The sequence below is a fragment of the Commensalibacter intestini A911 genome, from assembly GCF_000231445.1.
Classification (GTDB): Bacteria; Pseudomonadota; Alphaproteobacteria; order Acetobacterales; family Acetobacteraceae; genus Commensalibacter; species Commensalibacter intestini.
Genome location: NZ_AGFR01000003.1, coordinates 543,258 through 565,479, shown reverse-complemented (window position 1 = coordinate 565,479; position 22,222 = coordinate 543,258). Strand labels below are relative to the sequence as shown.

Sequence of the window (22,222 nt, the reverse complement as noted above, 5' to 3'; positions counted from 1 at the left end):
ACATAAATATCTAGGCTTTTACTATTTCAACAACATAAGAGTTATGCTGTCCAACGATACATCCATTGTTCAGAAATAGGCTGATCCCCGTCCATCAATACACATTTTAATTCCGATGATTTGGCACCATCAGGTGCAAATTCAAACGTTGTTCTCCATCCATGTGTTACAGGATTAGGCTCTACAACCACATTACTTACTTTGCCAGCAGAACTAGAAACATTCAATGTTAACTGTTTATTAGTCGGATAATGATTCAATGGTCCATCAAAGAAATCAACACAGAAGAAACGAACGTCAGGTTTATCGACGACCGCTCCAACGCGAGTTGCAGCAATTCTGGCTAAATCACTTGGCCACGGATTATCCCATCCCCAATATAAACGATAGGTAAAGGAGTATTCTCCACCTTCTTTTAAAGGTTGTTTAGGACGCCAAAATGCAACAATATTATCATTCACTTCACTTGGAGTTGGAATTTCAACCAAGTTAACACTTCCTGAAGGCCATTCACCTACAGGCTCAACCCATAAAGATGGACGCAATTCATAATGCAAGGCTAAATCCTCATATTGAGAAAAAGCACGCTTACGCTGCATCAATCCAAACCCTTTCGGCGCTGTATCCATAAAAACTGAATATTGTAAATCAACAGGGTTATTTAAAGGACGCCAAATTTGATCCCCCGTGCCTGTCCACATTAACAGACCTTCACTATCATGTGCTGCTGGACGCCAATCATCCACATGATTACGATTATTCGCATCAAAGTAAAACATTCCTGTTAATGGCGCAACACCACCATTCGCAATCGTTTTACGTGGATAAAAATAACTCTCAACATCAAAAGTTGTTGTATCGCCTGGACGAATTGTAAACCTAAATGCACCAGACAAAGATGGGCTATCTAATAATGCGTAAATCACTAATGACTCAATACCAGACTTGGGCCTTACAATCCAAAATGCTCTGAATAATGGAAATTCTTCACCTTGAGGATCCGCAGTACCTTTTGCAAAACCACGAGCTGATAATCCATATTGCTGCCCTTTAGCAACCGCACGGAAATATGAAGCCCCCAAAAAGACTGTAAATTCTTCCATTACGCCTTTTTGATTCAAACATGTCATTAACTTAAAGCCAGAAAACCCTAGATCATCATCAACACGCAATTTAGGATTTTGATAATTAAACATATCAGGATTATAAGGCACTGGTGTAGACACACCATCAACCACCTCATAAATATCGAGCTTGGGTCGATATAAAAAACCTCTTGGAAAAAACTGCACTTCAAAATTTAAGTTACTACCGTGCCATAAAGCACTTTCTGGTTTAAACTCTATACTACGAAAACCATCAAAATCGAGCTTATCAATTGCAGCTGGCAAATGATCATTTGGAGCTTTATAAGCCGTTTTTGCCATATCACGGGCGAGTTGCCTTACCGTTGTTTGGTCAAAAGGCTGCCCTTTATCATCATTAGACGTGCTGTCAGCAGCCATTGCTTGAGGGAACAAAGAACCTGTTGCTTCCCCCACCATACTGGCCAGTGAAACACCTGCAGCGGAACGTAAAAGATCTCGACGAAATACCACGTTTAAACCCTTAAATAACTATGAGTTGAATAATTTGAGATACACTTAATCTCAGAACAATAGATAATACTAACAACCTTCATCGCAAAACAAAGGAGCAGATAAATATAGATAACCCTCTGTTACTATTATCATTTTTAAATATTAATCCTTCTATAGATAGATGATTATATTCTCGAACAACCACCATACACGAAAAGAATTAAATTGCAAATTAGCCTTTATTACTATTTAATTTCATTGCTTTTTAGGTACAGCCAATTCTGTTTTAACCCAAATAATCAGCACGATGTAACTGTAAATATTGAATAAGAACAATCGTTTTTAAATCCATAATCTCTCCAGATTGAACTTTATCAACGGCCTCTTGCAAAGACATTTCTAAGACAGCAATATCCTCACCTTCTGAACGCAATCCACCACCTTGTTGAATTTGCTCATCAACACTCGCAATAAAATAATAAAGTTTTTCGGTGGATATGCCTGGACAACTATACAAAGCATACAAATAGTCCAACTTTGCAATATGCCATCCTGTTTCTTCTTCGACTTCTCTTGCCACGGCTACTTTTGCCGCAGCCAGCTCATCTTGTGGGTGATTATCAAAATCTTCTTGATCTATATTACCAGCACACGCTTCAATAACAGGACGTTCATCCCCTTTGAACACAATTGGCGCACGCCATTGAGAGGTTAACACCAGCTTTTTAGTATCCTGACGATATAGTAATACCACAATACTATCTCGAGCCTTTAATATTTCCCTTTGCAATGAAACAGTTTGGCCATCATCATAATATTGCTCCATTTGGGCCATTTCTAACGTTGAATGCCCTGCATATATTGTCCGTGTATCTTTTAAAATCATTTTTGACATAATAATAATGATCCTATGTTTTTATTTAATGAAAAAAAATATTATCATGATCTTTCATATTCTTACAAAAAAAATCATCTATACTATACAAGCTCACTTTATTTAGAATAATAATTATTCTCATTAACTTGACTATTCTGTAATTTCTTTTTACAACGATAATCTCATCACAATTATCCTGGTTATTCTGATATGACTTCAAAAACCTCTTTTTTCTCTACCCGCCTATGGCTAGCAACAGGTGCATTTTACGGAATGGCCGCAGTCATTTTATCCTCTTTTACCTCTCACCTTCCCGATAGTTATTTTATCGGTAGTGGCAGAGACATGGCACGCATCGCTGATACTATTTTATTTATTCACAGCTTAGCACTTATTGCCATTTCTATTTTACAAAAAATATGGCAGCCCTCTGTACATTTAAATATTATAGGATTTGCTTTTAACCTAGGACTATGGTGCTTTTGTGGAGCCGTTTTTTATACGGCTATGACAGGACTTCACTCTCCTGTTCTTCCAATTGCCCCAATCGGTGGCAGCACTTTGATTTTTGCATGGTTATATTTAACCATCGCTACTTTTTTAATTAAAGATCGCAATAATAACTAGTATCACTACGATCTATATCTTCATTATTCTGATGTTTTCTTGGTTTGTTTATTTAAATCAAGCAAAGCATCAGAAGCCAACTGATACGTTGTTGAATCAGCATGCAACGATGCTGCACGATCTAAATATTTCTTAGCCTCAGTATAGTCTTTTAAAAGCAATGCGCTCTTGCCTGCCCTGACATAATACTGAGCTGCAGCAACGTAATTCTTTGTTCCTTCAGAAATCTGTCCTTGCAAAGCTAAAGTTCTGACCATCGCACGATATTCAACCTGCTGACGACGAAGATCTTGTGCTGCAGTTGCATCGGTCATTGCTTGAACATATTGTCCTTGTTTATATGCTAACAATGCATGCAACTCTTGTTGATCAGCTTTCCAACTATCATCAACTTTATCTTTTCCTTGAGATAAAAGCTGGTCTAATTTTTGAGAAGATTGACGAATACCCTCGATATTCCCTTGATCATTCGCAATCAATGCAGATAAAAAATATGCTCTTTCCTGAATATCCTCATGCGTGCTTTTTTCAGCACTTTGAGCGGCTTGAGCAGCCTCACTATAACGATTCATTCGATATAAAATCGCAGCTTGAACTAAATCCAATTGTGGGCTGTTTTGCTGCCCTCTAATCTGCAACTCTTTATTCGTTTGATCGACAGTCTTAGAGGCTGATTGAACATCATTTAACGCAAGTTGAATAATTGCTAAATTATAACCCGCATCATCAATATTCAACGCATCATCGCTCGTAATCGCATAATCGAATGATTTCTTATAACTAATTTCAGCTTGCTGTAAACGGTCATAAAAAACAGCTTCATCCGCAACATCCATTGTTCGATTAAATGGATCATCTCGAACAGGATCAGGTTGTTGACCACCTCCACAGGCAGCTACACCCAATAAAAGAGAAATTAATACGCTACAATTTTTATATAAAGATCTCATGGTCCAACCTCACGTGCTGGTAAACGTTTTGATTGACGTTTTTGATTTCCATTACCACCAAGCAACCATAAACCTTTAACTTGAACAATCAATTTTTGTAGATCTGCAACCGTAGATTGTAATTGAATCATCATTGCAGGAAGCTGCTCTGTTGTATTTTTCACATTTTTACTAATTGGAACTAAATTTTTCGTAATAGGAACTAAATTGGGTGAAGCTTGAGCAATATTTTTAGAAACTTTACCAAAATTAACAACCATCGTATCTGAATGTTTAACGACTTGATTAATACTATCTTCAATAGGTTGTAATTGCTCAATAATATTATTCAATGTTTGAACCATATTTTCAGCACGACGAATAAGCTCATCATTATTCACTAATTGACCAATAGACCCTTTCCCTTGTTGAATACCTTCAACAATCATTTCCAAAGAAGCCATCATATTCTTGGCGCTATCCATTGTTGGCACAATGCGCTCATGAATTTGCAAAACCATCTGAGAAATTTGATCTGCTGGATTAGGCTCTGTTTTAGCCACTAACACAGCATATCGCCAATTCAATTTTGTACTATATCCACGCGTAATAGAAACATACGCAGCACCTGCCACAGCAAACTGTCTTTTAATCGTTGCTTGGCTATCCCTACGAATAAAGGTTGTTAATTGGGGATCGATAGAAGCCACGGCAGACAATCCACCATCCGAGTTAACATTAATCTTTTTAATCGTCCCAGCACTAATTCCGAATACTTCGACATTATCACCAACCGACAAATTATCCACCCCAGATTGAGGCAAAATAATATTCAATTCTGCCGCAGGTGTCATCCAATCTCTTAATACCCCAGCCTCAATAACGGCCCCGATAAATCCCAAGATGCACAAAAGTACAAGACCACCTGTCCATTCATTGGCATATCTTAACTGAAATAACTGCCGCGTTTTTGTATATCGTTTATTATTAAACATTTGATACCAGCCGTACTGAGGTTAAACCTTTTTCCTGTAAACGCATCCAATGCGTTACACGCTCTTTATAATCATTCCACAAATCAAGTTGACGAGTAAAACAAATAATACCCACCCCTCTATTTTGTGCAAAATTTAACATCTCTAGCAAAGGAGACATTAAGTCAGCAGAATATCCTTCTGCTGGATATTCTAATAGCAACAAATCTGGAGTATTCATCAAAGCACGAACACACGCAGCACGTGCCAAATCAATTGTCGTAGCTTCTCTCGGGGTATCCATTGGTAAGCCAGGGAGCCCAAATTTATGGCATAAAGATAAAGCTTGATCTATTAATTTATCTTCATCAATCATAGTGTGATGCAACGAAGGCGATAAAATATTTACAGCAACAGAATACATATCTAACCAGCCACCTTTTTGAAAAACACGCCCAATACAACCACGTAAAGCAGATAAACGTGGCTCTTTCAAAGCGAACCAATCAAGCCCTTTAAACAACACCGCCCCTTCTCTTAAAGAAACCATTCCACTGCATAAATTCGCAAAAGCTGTTGCTGCCTCTAAATCTCGCGCTTCTATAATTACACAATCTCCAGGCTTCACTTGTAGATTAAAGGCAACAGGAGGTAAGTGATTTTCATCGAACGAAGGTTTTGCCTCAGATATGTCTAGTAATACTTTATTTGCCATCTCTAAAAATCCAACGTAAATAAAATATTAACAACCATGATGAGCATTATTCCACGCGTAAATCCCTTAGGTAACAAAGTAGACGGCTCATCACCTATTTTTACATTCATTCCGGTAATACACGAACCCACGCCAACAACATATCCCATCACTAGAAATTTTAAAGGGACTAAAATATAATCAGATACAGACATTGCTGACAAAATATTACTATAAAAGACCCAAATTGAATCCTGCATTGTACCCATAGCATAGGTAACAACATACCCCATAAATAAGGAAGTCGTTCCAAAAATCATTCCTAATGTAAAACTACCAATCGTAAAAGCCCATGCTCTAGGTAAAACAATCGTAATAAACGGATCAATCCCCATCGTAGACAATGCTTTTAACTGCCCATTCATTGCCAATAAACTACATTCAGCAACCGTTAAAATACCATTTCGTCCTAATAAGATCATCCCGACTAAAATAGGGGCTACTTCTCTGACTAAAATCGTAATTAATATCGATCCTGTCATTTTAGTTAAACCTGCTGCCCCTAACCAAAAAATAGCTTGAGAAACAACAGCTAATCCTGCCAATGTAGCGGTAAAAAAAGTACTAAAGAAACCACCACAAATAACTTGCCCTAAAGTTCTTTGAAACTCATACTTGACAGTGCGTCGCCATGTTACAGGAGACACGCTTTCAATGAGCACTCCCCATGATGCAGCTAGAACACCCAATAAAAAATGTAAATAACTACGGGTTTTTTCACCCATAACATATAGTAAAGGACGCAAATACCAAAAAATAACGATCCAAATTTTTAATAACCAAGAAAAACGACTACCTTGCACTTCTTTTAATTGCGTTGATAGACGTTGTCCCTCTTGAATTTCACGACTGCGAATATCTTCGATATATTGATCAAGATCATCGATACCATCTTTGTTAAGATTAGATAGCATGACCTCTATATGATCTTTTGTATCATTTTTTTCTAAGGATTTTCCTTTAAGATCACCTAAATGCTTCATCGTCTACCAGCAAGAATAAATGTATGTGAAATCCCTACTTTTGGAATAAAAAATGTTCCTCTTGGTCTAAATAAAAAGTCATTTTTAAGATCATTATAAGCACTTTGTGTCACTTGAACAGCACCTCCATCCGTGGCCATATTCGCCATTAATGCCGACATGCCTATCGTTGGCCCCCACAAATTAAAGACTTTAGGATCTTTACCAAACCAAGACCCAATCGCTGGCCCAACATCTATTCCTATGCCAAAATTAGATTCTGTTCCTATACCAGAAATCATTTCTAAACATGCAGCTCTCATATCCAAAGCAGCATGAGCTAAACGAATAGGTGCTGTTACATCAGGCTCTTTTGTACAACCAGCAACAGCAACCAAATGACCACCCATTATCTTCACGTAAAACAAACCATATTTCTTAGCTATGTCTTGTAAAACAATCACTAAATCTTTAATGGGAGTAACCAATTTTGCTGTCATAGCAATATCAGAAGTTAAATAACCACTAAACGCAATATTCATAACTGCAACACTAGGATAGATTCCCTGTTGTTCATCCTGATCTAAAGCATCAAATTGAACATCATTATATCTTGTAGAACCTGGCTTAACTAAGAATGCTGCTTTTTGCTCTCTTGTTAATGTTGATAAATTATCTTGAATATTTTCAGTTAAATGAGTAGTAGCCGTAACAGGATGTTGTTCATCTGAAGACACAATATGATTATCTGCACTAAACTGCACCGCTGCAGCCACAAAACGCATTGCTACTAAACCTGCAAAAATCTTACTAATATGACGAATATTATGTAAATATGGAGTATCCTCAATAATAACAGCCCCAATTGTCCCATCCCTACCAAGGACTGGCGTAATCAACGCAGACTTCGTTTCTGAAGAACGCATAAACAATCTGTAAAACTGAGCAATACGAGAATCATTAACAGCGTCATCAATTTCAAGAATTTCATTTTCAGTAATAGCTTTAAAGAAATCTGGTATTTCTTGAATGGAATACTGAGCACCTTCAGCGTGATTTCCATCTTTTTTATCGTAAAGATCATTACAAATTAATGTTTTTTGATCATCCGAAATATGCCAAATACTTACTCTTTCAGCAGAAACAAGGCTACAGAAACCTTCTGTTAATGATAAAGCCTCATTATTAGGATCAAAGACTTCTGGCTTGGAGGCAATCATTTCAATTGCGTTATTTTCGCGCTCTGCAATATTTTTAAGATACTTAAAGCGCTGCCCTAAATGATCCATTCTATGACCTTGGTAAATCAAAACCCCAGCCATTGCCGCCGCCAGCGCTACTAACAATAAAGAAAATAATAGATTTTGTTTCCCACCTGTCACCGCAAAACTAGAAAAATCACTTTCTGGAATTACAATTAAAACAACCCACCTTTGTACATATTCAGGAAGCTGTGACGTAATACTGATATATGTTCCGACATCACTTTCCTGTGAAAGCGGAATACCTTTTTTGTTTCTTTTTTCTTCTAATGTTGCCTTATCTACTTTAAACGAACGAATACCAATACCATTAACCAAAAACTGATCATACGCTCTAGCCACTACAGGACTAAAATTTGGATCAATTTTATTAGTTTCTGGTGTCCACTCATTATCACCAAACTGTAATAACAACTCCGGTGAAGCAATAATGTTTTTTTGTCGATCTACAATAATAGCTTGAGCATGCTTACTAATATTCAAAGAACTTAAAAAGGTCGTTAATTGCTGTAACGAAATACTAACTGCAAAAACACCTTTTTTACCATCTCTATCCTTATAAGGAATAGACGCTGTAATAATCAGTCCTTTTTTAGAAGGCATTAATGAAGGAGGAGACCAAGTTAATTTCCCTGTTTGCATCGCTTGTTCATACCAAGAACGTAAACGAGGATCATAAGCATTGGCAGGTTTCATTTTTGTACCAAGTTTTTTACCATCGAACGTTGAAAGATCCTCCTGGAATTGCCCCCCATTCTGATCTGGCTTTAAAGTAACAATCCGAACCTCATTTGGCTTATCTACGACGCGTTCAATCATCGTAAAATTACCTTTTTCATCAGCCAAATAAAAAGATTGTAACTGTTTTGTTTGACGCAAACTACTCATTGCATAAGTATAAAACATTCCTGTCCCATACTCTGATGGAATATGTCCCAACATATCAACAACCAGTTTACTACTCGTCGTTGCGGGGCTGAGATATGTTAACACTTCTTGAGAAACACGAGATTGCTCAGTTTTTAAAATAATATGAGTTAATTTTAAAATACCTGCTTTTGTATTACGATAAGAATGTAAAGTCACCCCAACGACAACGACAACAACCAGAATTACGCCTAAAATAGGGACACCAATTCGCAGAAATAAGCGCCATAAGCGGTTTACTGAATCCTTGGTTGGATCGACAATTTCACCAATAGGCACAAAAAACCCCCAGAGCTAATAAATCAAATAAGATCTTTTATAGTAATAATAAAGATCTTTATATCGATAATCCCATTCAATTTCAATGTATTAATGATTTCACGCTGTAACAACGCTATACTACTTACTTAAACCTAGATGAATAATACGAAATATTATTTATGATAAAGAGCTTTTAAACACAAAATAACTAAGACTGTTTTTGAATTAAATGAACGCTACTTATCGCGATCAAAATCAACATAACACCTAAAAATTGAACAATTGTAATATCTTCATTTAGCAATAAATAAGCAAAGATAATGGAGGCTGGCAATTCTAAAGCCGACAAAATACCCCCTATTCCTGCAGTGATCTTGGGCATTCCTGTGGAAAAAAATAATAACGGCAAAATAATTGAAAATAATGCAATGAGCACGCCCCATTGTAAGGAGATCAATATAATAGATAATTTAACTGCCCAGCCCCATATCACGCAAATAACAATAAAAGCACCTAAAGAAACATAAAAAGCACGACCGAATGGAGATGCAGTTGGGGCTAAACTATTCGTTACCATGATTGTCACAGAATAACAAACACCCGACATAAAACTTAAAAATAGTCCTAAAGGAGAAATCACAACTTCTGTATTCAGCACATTTGTTGTCAGAACTGTGCCTAATAACACCATAACAATACAAATAATCTGCATCCGATTAGGAATAATTCTTTTAAAAATAAAATCTAAAATAGACGTAACCCACACAGACTGCATCAACATCACAGCTGCCACTGCAACTGAAACATACTCTAAAGATGTAAAGTAAAAAGAATTTGTTAACGCCAATGCCGTTCCAGCACAAACAAGCCGTTTTTTTATAGATGATGTTAAAGTAACTTCGTTGAGCTTCTTTTTTTGACTAGTTAGGAAATAAATACCCCCCAAAACAATACAACCAAAAAAGAATTGAAAAAACAAAATATTTGCTTCGTTTAGCCCACTATCTTTAGATATTTTAATTAAAGAAGCAGGTAAACCATAACTAATTGTCCCTAATAAAACGAGAAAAATCCCTTGTAACTTTGCAGACATATTTTATATTTTCAATGACTAAAATGTATATTTATTAATAAAAATCAGCTCTGTAACAAAAGTATAAATGTACAAAAATCAATCTCTACTATTTATAATTGGTTGCTAAAAAGCAATTGAATATCTCACACCAAAACAATTCATTCAATCCCTGACCTCTTTGCCTTTAAGCATAAACTTAAATTTTAATTTACTTATCCAATAATAATGCATACATTTTAAAGGATATCTTTAGACTACCATTTGGATAAAAAAATGCCCCCTTCCTTTTCTGTCCTGTTTGTTTGCCTAGGAAATATTTGTCGCTCTCCCATGGCTGAGGCTGCTTTTAATATTGAGGTTAGCAAAAGAAAATTAAATATTCATGTTGATTCCGCTGGACTTGGCCCTTGGCATGTTAATGATCCCCCAGACCCAAGAACAATTAGAGAAGTTGCACGTCATGGCATTGATATTCATCATTATGTAGGACGACAAGTCCAACCTGATGATTTTTTAAATTTTACTCATTTGATTGGTATGGATCATAGAAACATCACTCATTTAAAAAAAATAGCGCCCTCTCAATATGAGAATAAAATCTCTTTGTTCTTAGACTATACAAAAGAATATAAAGGACAAGCTGTGGCAGATCCTTATTATGGAGATCTATCTGATTTTGAAAGCACATGGAAACAAATTACTTTAGGTGCCACCTATCTTGCTGATTATTTCGAGAAAAAATTATGAAAACACGTTCGTTAGTTCAAATTGCTGAAGAACAATTAGCAACCAAAATAGAAAAAGCTCAACCTTTAACACAAGGTGATTTATCCGAAGCAGTGCTAATTACCACCTCTAGTGGTGAAAGTTACGTCATTAAAAATCGTTTTGCACCAGAAATAGAAGGAAGTATGTTAAAATTTTTAGCAGAACATCATATTGATGTTCCAAAAGTTTTTTTTTCTAATCCTGACATTTTAATTATGGAAGCAATTCAAGAAACAAACTGCCTGTCCAAAGAAGCATGGCAAAATCTTGCATTAACACTTACAAAATTACATCAAGTTGACAATGATACCTATGGATGGAAAATTAATTATGCATTTGGAAAAGTTCCTATAATTAATACACCAAGTCATGATTGGGTAGAGTTCTGGGGACAAAACCGATTAGCCTATTATCTTTATAAACTTCCTAAAGATACTGCTTTACAAATTGAAAAGCTCATTAAAAATTTAGATCACTATATTCCTAGAAATCCTAAAATCTCTTTATTACATGGGGACCTATGGTCTGGAAATATTATTACCCATATTAACCGTCCTTACCTTATTGATCCAGCTTGTTATTTCGGGCATAACGAGGTTGATATTGCCATGTTAAATATTTTTGGTAGTTCACCTGATACTTTTTATAAAAGCTATTCTTTACTAGAATCAGGATGGCAAGAACGCACGCCTGTCTATCAACTTTTCCCAGCAATTGTACATTATATCTTATTTGGTGATTATTACTTACATATGATCCATACCTTATTAAATCGTTTAAAATTATAAATAAAGTTCTGTCATTATGTCCAACAAACCTCAAGACTATGTTGCCCAAACTTATAACCCACGCGCAGATAAATATGTTAGCAGCCAAGTTCATGCTTCAGGCCCAGATCTAGAACAAATCAAATCCCTTTTACAAAACCAATCTTCTGCTTCTTTACTTGATTTAGGATGTGGTGGTGGACATGTCAGCTATACAGCCGCCCCATTAGTCAAAAACGTCGTGGCTTGTGATATTAGCCCAACCATGTTGGAAGCTGTTCAAAAAACTGCACAAGAAAAGTCTTTACAAAACATCACGACGCAAAAAGCTCCTGCTGAAATATTACCTTTTTTAGATGAGCAATTTGATTGGGTAATTAGTCGCTTTAGCAGCCATCATTGGCATGATTTAGCACAAGGCATTAACGAAATTCATCGTATATTGAAACCAACAGGCACCGCAGTTCTCATTGACACTATTGCGCCTTTAGATAAAGCTACTGATAGCTTTTTACAAACTATAGAACTGTTACGTGATCATTCTCACGTCCGGAATTATAATTTGACAGAATATACAACGCTTTTTTCTATTTATGGATTAAAATTAATATCCATCACACAGCGTGATTTAAAACTCGAATTTTCTAGCTGGGTTAATAGAACAAAACCTGCAGAAGTATCTATTCAAGCAATTATTGAATTACAACAAACTGCTCCAAACCATGTCAAAGAAAATTTAAAATTACAAAATGATTGTAGCTTTAGCTTACCCACAGCAACATTTATATTGAGTAAATAAGCTAAACAACATCATTAAATGATTAAAATCAATCGTGTTTAAGTAACATGATTGCACCAATGACGTTACCTGGATCCACTTTACCAATCAAGGTAGCGTCTGCTGTGTAAACATTGCCGTCTTTTTGAAGATGTCCAATAACCTCACGACGCGCGTTATAGATGTTACCATTCGTGGCATCATACTGGCCCACTTGTACATTAGTTTTATCAAAAATAGCACCATTCGTATCTACACGACCGACAAGCTTATTATCTTGACCATAAACAGAACCGTCTTTTTGTAAACGACCTTTAAAGCCTGTTTTGTTATCATAAATATTGCCGTTTTCATCAATATGACCAACGACTACACCTGTACTATTATAAATCTCACCTTTTGCCATTGCACTAGCGCTTGATAGTAACATCACTGCTCCAGCAGCAGCCATAAATAATGTCGCTTTATTTAAAAATTTTAATTTCATAATATTTATCCTTATTGATATGAATGAATAGTAGGATAACAGAACAAAAAAAACAAACAAGACCTAGCTTATTTTTCTCTATTAAAATTAAGTATTTTCATACCATAGAGAATATTTTACTCGATGCTTATTTTTATCACAATCGTCCGCAATAATCCGAGAAATACCCATTTGTGCAATTTGACTAATATTTTTCAAATATACACTACCACACACCTCTAATAACACTTTACCTTGCGTCAACTCCAACGCTTTTTCAATTTTTTCAAGTGAAAAGTCTTTTAATCTTACTTGTTTAACACCCATTTGTATTGCCTCTTCTAACTCAGACAAAGAGGCAACTTCAATTTTTACAAAATCAGCAGGATATAAACGAAATGCTTTTTCTATTGCTGCTGATACCCCTCCAATCATTCTAAGATGATGATTAAGAAGTAAGATATCATCATGACCCAACGTTGAGTATCCATGTCCTCCGCCAACACGAACGGCGTAATCTTGCACTAACGCAAGTCCTGGAATATCCACATAATCGTAATATAATGCTGTACTGGTATCAGATATCAAATCAACATATGCACGTGTATCCGTAGCAATAGAAGATAATAAACATAAAAAATTTAAAATAATTTTTTCATTAGGAAGAATATCTTTTGCTTTACCATGAAGCGTGCAAACTTTACTGCCAGCTAAAATCATGGTTCCTTCAACAACATGCCACTGAATAAAACCCTCTTCACTTACTTTTTGAATCAAACTATCTACCCAAGGAGCACCACAAAACACACAATCTTCATCTGCAATCACATTTGCAATCACTTGTTGATCAGGATCAAAAAATATTTTTGTTTTAGAATTATTGGACTGTCTCTCAATCAAAGATTGATGAACATTATCATCTAAAGCCTGTTTTAAAGTTTCCCCCAATGGTTCAAATGGATTAACAAGATCGGATTTTAAAATAGAAAACATGGCGGTCTCTTAAAATAGAATTTAAAATGAATCAACTTACATAGACTTTAATATATCCAAAAAATAACTATTCCTAAGAAGTTATAATTAATTATATTATTACCACTTTCCCCTGTGACATAAATAATAAATTGATCAATGAATATAAAATTTCATTCTGTTTTATTAAATAAGTCTTTGCGTTCTCAATCAAATTAAGTTAAAAAATGGTAAACACTTTGTGAAGCATAATCAAATCGACTTTGTTGGTTAATACGTTGTTTTACATAAACAGCTTATTTATTAGCTCAAATATGATCTAATACGAGTGTTACAACACTGAATAAATTAATTTATAAAATTCTATTGTTTTGCGGAACTTAAATCTTGAACGATATATCTACTGCTGCACCCTCTACAGGAAGTAGCTTTAATGAAAAGCTATCCATGTGGGTTATTATTATACTTGGTTTGCTGACGGCTATTGGGCCTTTGGCAACAGATATGTATCTGCCTGCATTTCCACAAATCAATAAAGATTTAGCAGGTTATGGTAATGGCGCTGCTCAAATGACCTTAACCGTATGGTTTATTGGTTTGGCGTTGGGACAATTCTCTATTGGTCCTATTTCTGATCGTTTCGGACGCAGATATCCTCTACTAATTGGAATCATCACTTTTACTATTGGTTCTATCGGATGTGCTATTTCTTCTGACTTTTACCTTTTTTGCTTTTTCCGCCTCCTTTCTTCTTTTGGAGGTTCGGCTGGCATGGTAATTCCACGCGCAATGGTTCGGGATATTTCTTCTGGTTCTGCTGGCATCAAAATTATGGCACAACTTGCTTTAGTTAGTTGTATCGTACCGATTGTTGCTCCTACCCTTGGCGGTTTGATTGTTGCACAATTTCCTTGGCGTATTTTATTCTGGATTATGGGAGTATATGGCGTTATCGGTAGTTTTATCGTATTTTTTGCTCTTCCAGATACTTTACTCCCAAGATATCGTATCTATTCCACAATAAGTTCCATCCTATGGCGTTACGTTCGTATTGTTCGTGAACCGATCTTTATTTCAAACACGCTCATTACTGGCTTTGGACTTTTTATGATCTTTGCTTATCTCAGCGGGACACCAGAAGTGCTGAGTAAATCTATGGGATTTTCAAAACTAGGTCTTGCTGCATGGTTTGGAATTAACTCTTTTGTTATTGCTGGATGTAACCAAATTAATGGACTGTTAGTTCATAAAATCAAACCTTATACAATGCTCAATATTGCAGCAACCGTTGCTTTCATAACAAGTATTGCGTTTATCATTATTTGCGTATCTCCTATTCCATTAAATAACTTAGGCATCTTTTTACATTGTGCCCCCATTGTCATTATCATGGGATGTTTAGGATTTGTTTTCCCAAACTGTACGATTTTTGCATTCATCCTGCATGGTAGACGCGTCGGAAGCGCCTCTGCTTTATTAGGAACAATCCAGTTTGTACTGGGAGCTATTAGTAGTTGGATGATGGGACAAATGGCGTTAAATAGTATGCTACCTGTTGCTATTGGTGTATTTGTTGGCGTGTTTGGTATGTTTGCCTGTAATGTATGGCGCCAAAGAATCACAACAACCATTATCACAAAAATGAAAAGTGGTATTCAACAAGGCCAGCATAACTACTACCATTTCTTAAAAGATTTAGATTAATCATAACCAATAAAAACCCACCTTATGGTGGGTTTTTATTTAAACAATTAACAGAAAATTCTAAGATAATTGTAGAACACTTGTCGCCAAGTCATGCACTTTATTATAAAGAGCAGCATCTTTTTGCAACTCCTCTTCACGTGCAGGAAAAATTTTCTTAATTTTATCAGCCCATGCCCCTTTGACTTGCTCTGGAAAACAATTCTCAATTAATTTTAACATCACAGAAACTGAAACTGACGCTCCAGGAGATGCTCCCAACAACGCAGCCAAAGATTTATCACTCGATGAAATCACTTCTGTGCCCATTTGTAAAATAGAACGACCATACTGGTCTCTTTTAATAATCTGTACACGCTGGCCTGCAATTTGACGCTTCCAATCCCCTTCTCTTGCCAAAGGATAAAAACGATGCAACGCAGCCATTCTTTTTTCCATTGTCTGTGTACTTTGATTAATCAAATAACGAATAAAATCAAGATTATGAATACCGACAGACACCATAGGTTCAATATTATCTAAGCGCACCGAAGAAAGCGTATCAAAATAAGATCCTTTCTTTAAAAACTTTGTCGTAAACCCAGCATATGGCCCAAATAAAATTGATTTTTTACCATCAATAATTCGCGTATCTAAATGCGGAGCAACAACAGTCGGCAACCCTTCCGTTGATAATCCATATACTTTGGCGTGATGTTGTTCAACAATTTCAGGATTATCACAGCGTAACCATTGACCACTGACTGGAAAACCACCAATACATCGCCCTTCTGGGATACCTGATTTTTGTAATAATAATAAAGCAGCACCACCTGCACCAATAAATACAAAACGCGTACGAATTAAACTTTCTGCACCTGTAATAATATTTTTACTTTTAACTTCCCAAACATCATGAACGCGTTTGATGTCTTCAACTCTTTCACAATAACCAACATCAATATTTTGTTGCGCATCTAAATGATTAAGTAACTTCTTCGTTAATGCACCGAAGCTAACGTCAGTACCACCCTCTACCCTGGTTAAAGCCATCTTTTCCCCAGCAGGTCGTCCATTTGCAACCAAAGGAGCCCAATCTTTAATTTGTTGAGTATCATCAGAAAAAGACATCTTAGCAAAACCAGGATGTTGACGTAATTTTTCATAACGCTCTTTTAAAAACGCAACATTGGCCTCTCCTTGCACAAAACTGCAATGAGGAACTGGATTAATAAAATCTCTTGGCGTTTGAAAAGCACCATTTTGTACAAGATGACTCCAAAATGATCTAGACACTTCAAATTGAGCATTTGTAAAAATAGCTTTTTTTAAATTAACTTCTTGGCCTGGAATAAAAGGCGTATAATTCAATTCACATAACCCAGCATGACCCGTTCCTGCGTTATTCCACGCACTGGAGCTTTCTTCTGCTCCTGAACTACGCACTTCTAAAATGGTCATTTTAATGTCAGGATTAAATTCTTTTAATAATGCACCTAATGTAGCACTGACAATACCAGCACCAATTAAAACAGCATCTTTAACTTCATTTGTAGATATATTTTTCATTTTACCGCACGTTAATATTGCTAAGCAGAATCTCTTATGATCTTATGAATATACTCTACAATTAAAAATTGACCTATATTAGACCAGATAATATTTTCGAGAACAGAAGAGATTTAAAAAAATAAAGTATATAATTTATTAATAAACAATAATAAAAAAATATTATTATTTATAATAAAATAAAATAAAAATTTTATACACTATACATTTAAAATAGAACTATATATATTCAATAGTGAAGATATTTTTAATTATTATTCATATATTTTATACTCAATCAAAAACGAAAAAACTTTTACCTCTTTCTCATTTAAACATTATACAGTAAAACTAACATAATTACTCATTCCGTTCTTTACTCTATTCATCCAAGGACATGATGATGTCGGATCATAATCCAACAATCGCCAAAGAACCCGTTATTGACTTACGTTCTGTCAGCCTAACCCAAAATATAAAACTCGCTTTAGTCGACTTACTGCAAGGTATCCTACAAATCAGTCTTGGTTGGAAGTTAGGATGGCTAGACGTTAAACTACGTTATCGTGGCTCCATACTAGGACCATTATGGATCACTATTATTATGGGTGTAAAAATTACCACAATCGGTGTGCTTTATGCTTTTTTATTACATCTTGATTTAAAACATTACTATACTTATGTGGCCATTTCTGTTGTGCTTTGGACCTATATGAGCGGCATGATTAACGATAGTTGCACTATTTTTACCAATGCCAGCCCCTTAATTTTATCACAACGTATTCCATTTAGTATCTATGTATGGCGCACTGTATTTTGTAATATTCTTATTCTTTTACATAACTTATTAGTCATCATCGTTGTTTTTTCAGTCTTTAAAATTGTACCCTATACATTATACCTCCTATTACCATCTGCACTGTTATGGATTATGGATAGTCTAGCGATAGGTATTTTATTTGGTGTTTTAGGAACGCGTTTCAAAGATATTCCCCCAATCGTATCGGCCTTTACACAAGCTTTCTTCTTTATTACCCCAATTATTTGGAAAGCAAGCTCTTTAAATTTTAATAAGGATTATATTTTATTAAATCCTTTTTATCCATTATTTGAAATTGTTAGAGCTCCTATTCTTGGAGAGCCACTGACTTCCTCTATATGGATTGCCGCCATTGGATATAGCCTTATTTTATGGATTATAGCTTTATTCATTTTTAGTAAAACCCGTTTTCGTATTCCTTACTGGATGTAATTCACCATGCCCAGTATTACTGTAAAAAATCTTTCTATTTCATTTCCTTTATATCATGAGAACACACGTAGCTTACGTAAAATGGCTCATTTATTTGTATCTGGTCGACTAAAGCAAGACCAACACAAAAAAATCCTTGTTCAAAGTTTACGTGACATTAACTTCACTTTGAAACAAGGCGACAGAGTTGGTCTGGTCGGCCAAAATGGTGCTGGAAAAACAACGCTACTGCGAACAATGGCAGGAATATATGAACCAATTACAGGACATATTCGTATAGAAGGAAATATTAGTACACTTCTAGACCCAACTGTTGGTATGAATTTCAACCTAACTGGTCGAGAAAATGTTCAACTCAAATGTTCTATCAACGGCTACTCTAAGCAACAAACAAAAGAAATTGAAAAAAATGTTGAAGACTTTTCCGAGCTTGGCACTTATTTAGACCTACCTGTTAGGACTTATAGTTCTGGTATGCAACTAAGACTCGGATTTGGTCTTACAACCGCTATTGACCCACAAATTTTAATGATGGATGAATGGTTCTTAACCGGCGATGCTGGATTTATTTTGAAAGCGACAAAACGTATTGAGCATATAGCCCAAAACTCACAAATTTTAGTCATCTCTACACACTCAGCTGAAATTATCGCCAAATGGTGTAATCGTGTTTTATGGTTAGATCAAGGCTTCTTAAAAATGGACGGTACGCCAGAAGAAGTGTTACCAATTTATTTAAATAAACCTTATGAAGAGATTGTAGGCAAAGACTAACCCCTTTCTTTTAATACATACTAAAAGCCCCTTTTATTTAAATAATAAAAGGGGCTTTTTTAATATCATCACTATAAAAGTAATAAATTCTTATGCTTTACGAGGAGCTCTACCATTTGCTTTAGCTACTTTTTTACCCCATACAACTAAGTCAGGAGAACAGTCTTGAGCATCAATATCAACCTCAATCAATGTTGGGCCGTCTTTATGAGCTAATGCAGTTTTCATTGCTTTTTCAAGCTCTGCACCATTTTTCGCTTTTAAACCAAGACCTTTACCATCCTCAGCATTAAATACATCAATCAATCCGGCATAATCCCAATTTTTAATACGATTATATGGACCATCATGGATTTTTACTTCAATCGTATACCCACTATTATTAATCAAAATAATAATTACAGGCATATTACGACGAATCATCTGACAAACTTCTTGAGCCGTCAATTGGAATGAACCATCCCCAACCATAATAATATTGCGACGATTTGGTTCTGAAACTGCATATCCAAACATAGAAGGTATAGACCAACCAATATGTCCCCATTGCATTTCAGATTCTACGCGCGCACCATTCGGAAGATTAAAGTGCATCCCATGGAACCATGAATCACCTGTTTCCAAGAACAATGTTGTGTCTTTATTAATAGCGCCTTGGATTTGACGGCAAAGCTCAACAGTTGTTAATGCTGCATTGCCATCTGCGACAGGCGTTTCTTTTGCAGGAAGCTTTTTAGCTTTAAACTGCTCTAAAGAGGTTGTATTCTTTTTAACACTAGAAGCTAGTACTGGGATAAAATCTTTTAAATAAACACCACTAAATTCTTTTTTACCAACGCGTGTGTGATGCGAAGAAATTAGAATATCATTGTCACTTACAAGCTTACATGTCCAACCAACCGTTGAATAATCGTTAAATACAGCCCCAATATAAATACGGCAATCAGAATCACGAACTAAATCTTCAACACCAGGCGAACTAATATCCCCCCAGAATGTGCCTACATATTCAGCTTCTTCTTCAGGAGAAAGACCTTTAGCTTGCGCCATGGTTGCAACAGCACAGCCTAATTTTTTAGTTAGTTCTGCAACTTGTTTTGAAACCGCACAACCTGCAGAACGAATTTTACCACCAATAATAACAACTGGATTTTTTGCTTTTTCTAAAGCTTCCACACAAGCTTTCGCTGCAGCTTTCAAACTTTCGTCATCACTAATAAGACTATTCGTAATGCTACTAATCGGACCAGGTTCTGTACAAGGTTGATTCGCAACGTTACAAGAAATTTCGATATAAGCCGGCTTACGATTACGTATAGCAGAGCGAATAGCATGATCAATCAAGCAAGGTGCTTCGTCTGCATGTGCAACAGAAACGGCCTCACATGTAATTTTCTTTGCCATCTCCATTTGATAGCGATAATCAGAATAACCCATCGTATGATGCAAAATATGACCACTACCATAGTCATTATTATTAGGAGCACCAGAAATTAACAATAAAGGTAAGTTCTCAGCAAATGCACCACCCACAGCATTAAATGCACTAAATGCACCAACACTAAATGTTACCACTGAGGCACCCATAATACGAGCACGAGCATACCCTTCACCCGCAAAACCACAATTCAATTCATTACAACAATAAACTTGCTCTAAATCCTTCGCTTTTGCCATTTCATCGAGTAATGTTAAGTTATAATCACCAGCAACAGCAAAAACGTGATTTAAACCAAGTTGTGCCAAACGAGTAGCAAGATATTGGCCGACTGTATATTCCACAAAAAGTCTCCTATGAGTATATATTTACACTCTAAATTGTCTTTAAAAATTTTAATGTTTTATAACGATTTTATATAATGAGAAAATCAAAGCAGTTATTTTATAAACGCATTATAAAAACATTAATCAGAGAGCAGCGTTAATAACTTTGCATAGCCTAACATAGCATTTTCTATATCGCAATATTGTGATTGAATATCTGTTACCTAAACAAAGCCTCTTAAAACGCTCTTAAACTTAAAATAAAAATATATTCTATTTCTTTTGATATAAGTTTGAACAATAAATATTCAATTGGGCTTTTTTAAATAATTATATTACCAATATAATTTTGAATCGAAATAATTTTTTAATTAATCTGATTACAAAGTATTGATAACAGAATCGATCAATCACTTTATATTTTTATAAATAACAGAAATTATTACAATAATAAAATGAAATACAATTAATAAGATATTAATAATATCTTTACCATATACTCAGAGTAGTATATACTACGTAAGTATCAAAACTGTTCAAGACTTATGTGTCTTGGTGAGCCGGGAGGGATTCGAACCCTCGACCATTCGATTAAAAGTCGAATGCTCTACCAACTGAGCTACCGGCTCTTCTTTTTTATCGCTTGTATCAGGCGATGAACATTGAAATAGTGGTTATTTAAAAAGAAGTCAACCACTATTTTCATTTTTTATAAAAATTATTCTTTTATCACTGACATTTTAATAATTTTATCAGGGCTATTCACCATGCCATTTGCACCTGCACCACGTTTAATTTGATCAACAAATTCCATACCTTCAATGACTTGCCCTGCAATTGTATATTGACCATCTAGATGGGGAGCATCATCAAACATAATGAAGAACTGACTATTGGCACTATTAGGATCCATCGTACGTGCCATACCAATCATTCCTCTATGAAATGATTCGTCACGTGTGAATTCACCTTTAAGGTCTGGTAAATCACTACCTTGCATTCCTGTACCACTAGGATCTCCACCTTGAGCCATAAATCCTTCGATTACACGATGGAAAGGGGTATCATCATAAAATCCTTGCGCAGCTAACGTTTCCAAACGTTCTGCGGCTAATGGAGCCAAATCTGGACGTAGTTTAATTTTTACGATTCCATTCTTTAATTCCATTTTCAAGATAGTATTATTTTTTTCACTCATTTTTTTACTCTTTTTTAATAAAAA

The 22,222-nt window shown here is 35.5% G+C and carries 20 protein-coding genes and 1 tRNA gene; 7 read left to right on the top strand and 14 right to left on the bottom strand.

What is annotated here, in order from left to right:
* Window positions 1-41: 41 nt before the first annotated feature.
* Window positions 42-1,544: a glucan biosynthesis protein gene (locus tag CIN_RS02930; RefSeq protein ID WP_050798343.1), complete on the bottom strand. Its 1,503-nt coding sequence runs from the start codon at window positions 1,542-1,544 to the stop codon at window positions 42-44.
* A 322-nt stretch (window positions 1,545-1,866) separates the two neighbouring features.
* Window positions 1,867-2,475, bottom strand: coding sequence for an NUDIX domain-containing protein (locus CIN_RS02925; protein WP_008853567.1), 609 nt, complete (start codon window positions 2,473-2,475; stop codon window positions 1,867-1,869).
* A gap of 192 nt (window positions 2,476-2,667) precedes the next feature.
* On the opposite strand from CIN_RS02925, the gene CIN_RS02920 reads away from it, so the two are divergent.
* Entirely contained in the window at window positions 2,668-3,084 is a 417-nt protein-coding gene (locus tag CIN_RS02920) for a DUF423 domain-containing protein (RefSeq protein ID WP_008853566.1), read from the top strand.
* Between the two features lie 23 nt (window positions 3,085-3,107).
* Here the strand turns inward: CIN_RS02920 and CIN_RS02915 are convergent, their stop codons facing one another.
* The 6 genes from CIN_RS02915 to CIN_RS02890 form a co-directional block, all read right to left on the bottom strand.
* Entirely contained in the window at window positions 3,108-4,034 is a 927-nt protein-coding gene (locus CIN_RS02915; RefSeq protein ID WP_008853565.1) for a hypothetical protein, read from the bottom strand.
* On the bottom strand, window positions 4,031-5,008 hold the full coding sequence (locus CIN_RS02910; RefSeq protein ID WP_040363726.1) for an MlaD family protein: 978 nt from the start codon (window positions 5,006-5,008) through the stop codon (window positions 4,031-4,033). The genes CIN_RS02915 and CIN_RS02910 overlap by 4 nt, the downstream gene beginning before the upstream one ends.
* Window positions 5,001-5,702 (bottom strand): P-loop NTPase family protein, encoded by a 702-nt coding sequence (locus tag CIN_RS02905; RefSeq protein ID WP_008853563.1) that lies wholly within the window; start codon window positions 5,700-5,702, stop codon window positions 5,001-5,003. Before CIN_RS02905 ends, CIN_RS02910 begins: the two co-directional genes overlap by 8 nt.
* A gap of 2 nt (window positions 5,703-5,704) precedes the next feature.
* Window positions 5,705-6,724 (bottom strand): MlaE family ABC transporter permease, encoded by a 1,020-nt coding sequence (locus CIN_RS02900; RefSeq protein ID WP_008853562.1) that lies wholly within the window; start codon window positions 6,722-6,724, stop codon window positions 5,705-5,707.
* The gene (locus CIN_RS02895; RefSeq protein WP_008853561.1) at window positions 6,721-9,171 is read right to left on the bottom strand and encodes a cache domain-containing protein; all 2,451 of its coding nucleotides are present in this window, start codon (window positions 9,169-9,171) and stop codon (window positions 6,721-6,723) included. The genes CIN_RS02900 and CIN_RS02895 overlap by 4 nt, the downstream gene beginning before the upstream one ends.
* Before the next feature lie 190 nt (window positions 9,172-9,361).
* Complete coding sequence (locus tag CIN_RS02890) at window positions 9,362-10,246, bottom strand: EamA family transporter (RefSeq protein WP_008853560.1); 885 nt, start codon at window positions 10,244-10,246, stop codon at window positions 9,362-9,364.
* A gap of 255 nt (window positions 10,247-10,501) precedes the next feature.
* Between CIN_RS02890 and CIN_RS02885 the strand changes: the two genes are divergently transcribed.
* Genes CIN_RS02885 through CIN_RS02875 form a run of 3 tightly spaced genes read left to right on the top strand, consistent with a single transcriptional unit; the run spans window position 10,502 to window position 12,562 of the window.
* Window positions 10,502-10,975, top strand: coding sequence for a low molecular weight protein-tyrosine-phosphatase (locus CIN_RS02885; RefSeq protein WP_040363725.1), 474 nt, complete (start codon window positions 10,502-10,504; stop codon window positions 10,973-10,975).
* Window positions 10,972-11,784 carry a fructosamine kinase family protein gene (locus CIN_RS02880; protein WP_008853558.1) on the top strand — a complete coding sequence of 271 codons (813 nt, stop codon included), beginning with the start codon at window positions 10,972-10,974 and terminating at the stop codon, window positions 11,782-11,784. The genes CIN_RS02885 and CIN_RS02880 overlap by 4 nt, the downstream gene beginning before the upstream one ends.
* A 16-nt stretch (window positions 11,785-11,800) precedes the next feature.
* The gene (locus CIN_RS02875) at window positions 11,801-12,562 is read left to right on the top strand and encodes a class I SAM-dependent methyltransferase (RefSeq protein WP_008853557.1); all 762 of its coding nucleotides are present in this window, start codon (window positions 11,801-11,803) and stop codon (window positions 12,560-12,562) included.
* A gap of 28 nt (window positions 12,563-12,590) precedes the next feature.
* Here CIN_RS02875 and CIN_RS02870 read toward each other — a convergent pair whose 3' ends face one another.
* Both CIN_RS02870 and CIN_RS02865 read right to left on the bottom strand, forming a co-directional pair.
* Window positions 12,591-13,028, bottom strand: coding sequence for a 5-fold beta-flower protein (locus CIN_RS02870; RefSeq protein ID WP_008853556.1), 438 nt, complete (start codon window positions 13,026-13,028; stop codon window positions 12,591-12,593).
* Between the two features lie 87 nt (window positions 13,029-13,115).
* Entirely contained in the window at window positions 13,116-14,000 is an 885-nt protein-coding gene (locus tag CIN_RS02865) for a nicotinate-nucleotide diphosphorylase (protein ID WP_008853555.1), read from the bottom strand.
* A 366-nt stretch (window positions 14,001-14,366) separates the two neighbouring features.
* Between CIN_RS02865 and CIN_RS02860 the strand changes: the two genes are divergently transcribed.
* Complete coding sequence (locus tag CIN_RS02860; protein ID WP_139016919.1) at window positions 14,367-15,683, top strand: multidrug effflux MFS transporter; 1,317 nt, start codon at window positions 14,367-14,369, stop codon at window positions 15,681-15,683.
* A gap of 60 nt (window positions 15,684-15,743) precedes the next feature.
* Here the strand turns inward: CIN_RS02860 and mqo are convergent, their stop codons facing one another.
* Window positions 15,744-17,231: a malate dehydrogenase (quinone) gene (mqo, locus tag CIN_RS02855; RefSeq protein ID WP_008853553.1), complete on the bottom strand. Its 1,488-nt coding sequence runs from the start codon at window positions 17,229-17,231 to the stop codon at window positions 15,744-15,746.
* 382 nt (window positions 17,232-17,613) lie between these two features.
* Here mqo and CIN_RS02850 point away from each other — a divergent pair, with 382 nt between their 5' ends.
* Window positions 17,614-18,462, top strand: a complete 849-nt coding sequence (locus CIN_RS02850; protein WP_040363724.1) for an ABC transporter permease — start codon at window positions 17,614-17,616, stop codon at window positions 18,460-18,462.
* 6 nt (window positions 18,463-18,468) lie between these two features.
* Window positions 18,469-19,236: an ABC transporter ATP-binding protein gene (locus CIN_RS02845; protein WP_008853551.1), complete on the top strand. Its 768-nt coding sequence runs from the start codon at window positions 18,469-18,471 to the stop codon at window positions 19,234-19,236.
* Window positions 19,237-19,326: 90 nt separating this feature from the next.
* On the opposite strand, the gene CIN_RS02840 is transcribed toward CIN_RS02845, so the two are convergent.
* From CIN_RS02840 to CIN_RS02830, 3 genes are all read right to left on the bottom strand, one after another.
* Window positions 19,327-21,018, bottom strand: a complete 1,692-nt coding sequence (locus CIN_RS02840; RefSeq protein ID WP_008853550.1) for an alpha-keto acid decarboxylase family protein — start codon at window positions 21,016-21,018, stop codon at window positions 19,327-19,329.
* Window positions 21,019-21,553: 535 nt separating this feature from the next.
* Window positions 21,554-21,629: transfer RNA gene (locus CIN_RS02835), tRNA-Lys, on the bottom strand.
* Between the two features lie 89 nt (window positions 21,630-21,718).
* Complete coding sequence (locus tag CIN_RS02830) at window positions 21,719-22,198, bottom strand: peptidylprolyl isomerase (protein WP_040363723.1); 480 nt, start codon at window positions 22,196-22,198, stop codon at window positions 21,719-21,721.
* Between the last annotated feature and the right edge of the window lie 24 nt (window positions 22,199-22,222).

Coding starts and splice junctions, on each gene's coding strand:
- CIN_RS02930 (WP_050798343.1), bottom strand. CDS start 1,544: ATGGTGGGGGAAGCAACAGGTTCTTTGTTCCCTCAAGCAATGGCTGCT.
- CIN_RS02925 (WP_008853567.1), bottom strand. CDS start 2,475: ATGTCAAAAATGATTTTAAAAGATACACGGACAATATATGCAGGGCAT.
- CIN_RS02920 (WP_008853566.1), top strand. CDS start 2,668: ATGACTTCAAAAACCTCTTTTTTCTCTACCCGCCTATGGCTAGCAACA.
- CIN_RS02915 (WP_008853565.1), bottom strand. CDS start 4,034: ATGAGATCTTTATATAAAAATTGTAGCGTATTAATTTCTCTTTTATTG.
- CIN_RS02910 (WP_040363726.1), bottom strand. CDS start 5,008: ATGTTTAATAATAAACGATATACAAAAACGCGGCAGTTATTTCAGTTA.
- CIN_RS02905 (WP_008853563.1), bottom strand. CDS start 5,702: ATGGCAAATAAAGTATTACTAGACATATCTGAGGCAAAACCTTCGTTC.
- CIN_RS02900 (WP_008853562.1), bottom strand. CDS start 6,724: ATGAAGCATTTAGGTGATCTTAAAGGAAAATCCTTAGAAAAAAATGAT.
- CIN_RS02890 (WP_008853560.1), bottom strand. CDS start 10,246: ATGTCTGCAAAGTTACAAGGGATTTTTCTCGTTTTATTAGGGACAATT.
- CIN_RS02885 (WP_040363725.1), top strand. CDS start 10,502: ATGCCCCCTTCCTTTTCTGTCCTGTTTGTTTGCCTAGGAAATATTTGT.
- CIN_RS02880 (WP_008853558.1), top strand. CDS start 10,972: ATGAAAACACGTTCGTTAGTTCAAATTGCTGAAGAACAATTAGCAACC.
- CIN_RS02875 (WP_008853557.1), top strand. CDS start 11,801: ATGTCCAACAAACCTCAAGACTATGTTGCCCAAACTTATAACCCACGC.
- CIN_RS02870 (WP_008853556.1), bottom strand. CDS start 13,028: ATGAAATTAAAATTTTTAAATAAAGCGACATTATTTATGGCTGCTGCT.
- CIN_RS02865 (WP_008853555.1), bottom strand. CDS start 14,000: ATGTTTTCTATTTTAAAATCCGATCTTGTTAATCCATTTGAACCATTG.
- mqo (WP_008853553.1), bottom strand. CDS start 17,231: ATGAAAAATATATCTACAAATGAAGTTAAAGATGCTGTTTTAATTGGT.
- CIN_RS02850 (WP_040363724.1), top strand. CDS start 17,614: ATGTCGGATCATAATCCAACAATCGCCAAAGAACCCGTTATTGACTTA.
- CIN_RS02845 (WP_008853551.1), top strand. CDS start 18,469: ATGCCCAGTATTACTGTAAAAAATCTTTCTATTTCATTTCCTTTATAT.
- CIN_RS02830 (WP_040363723.1), bottom strand. CDS start 22,198: ATGAGTGAAAAAAATAATACTATCTTGAAAATGGAATTAAAGAATGGA.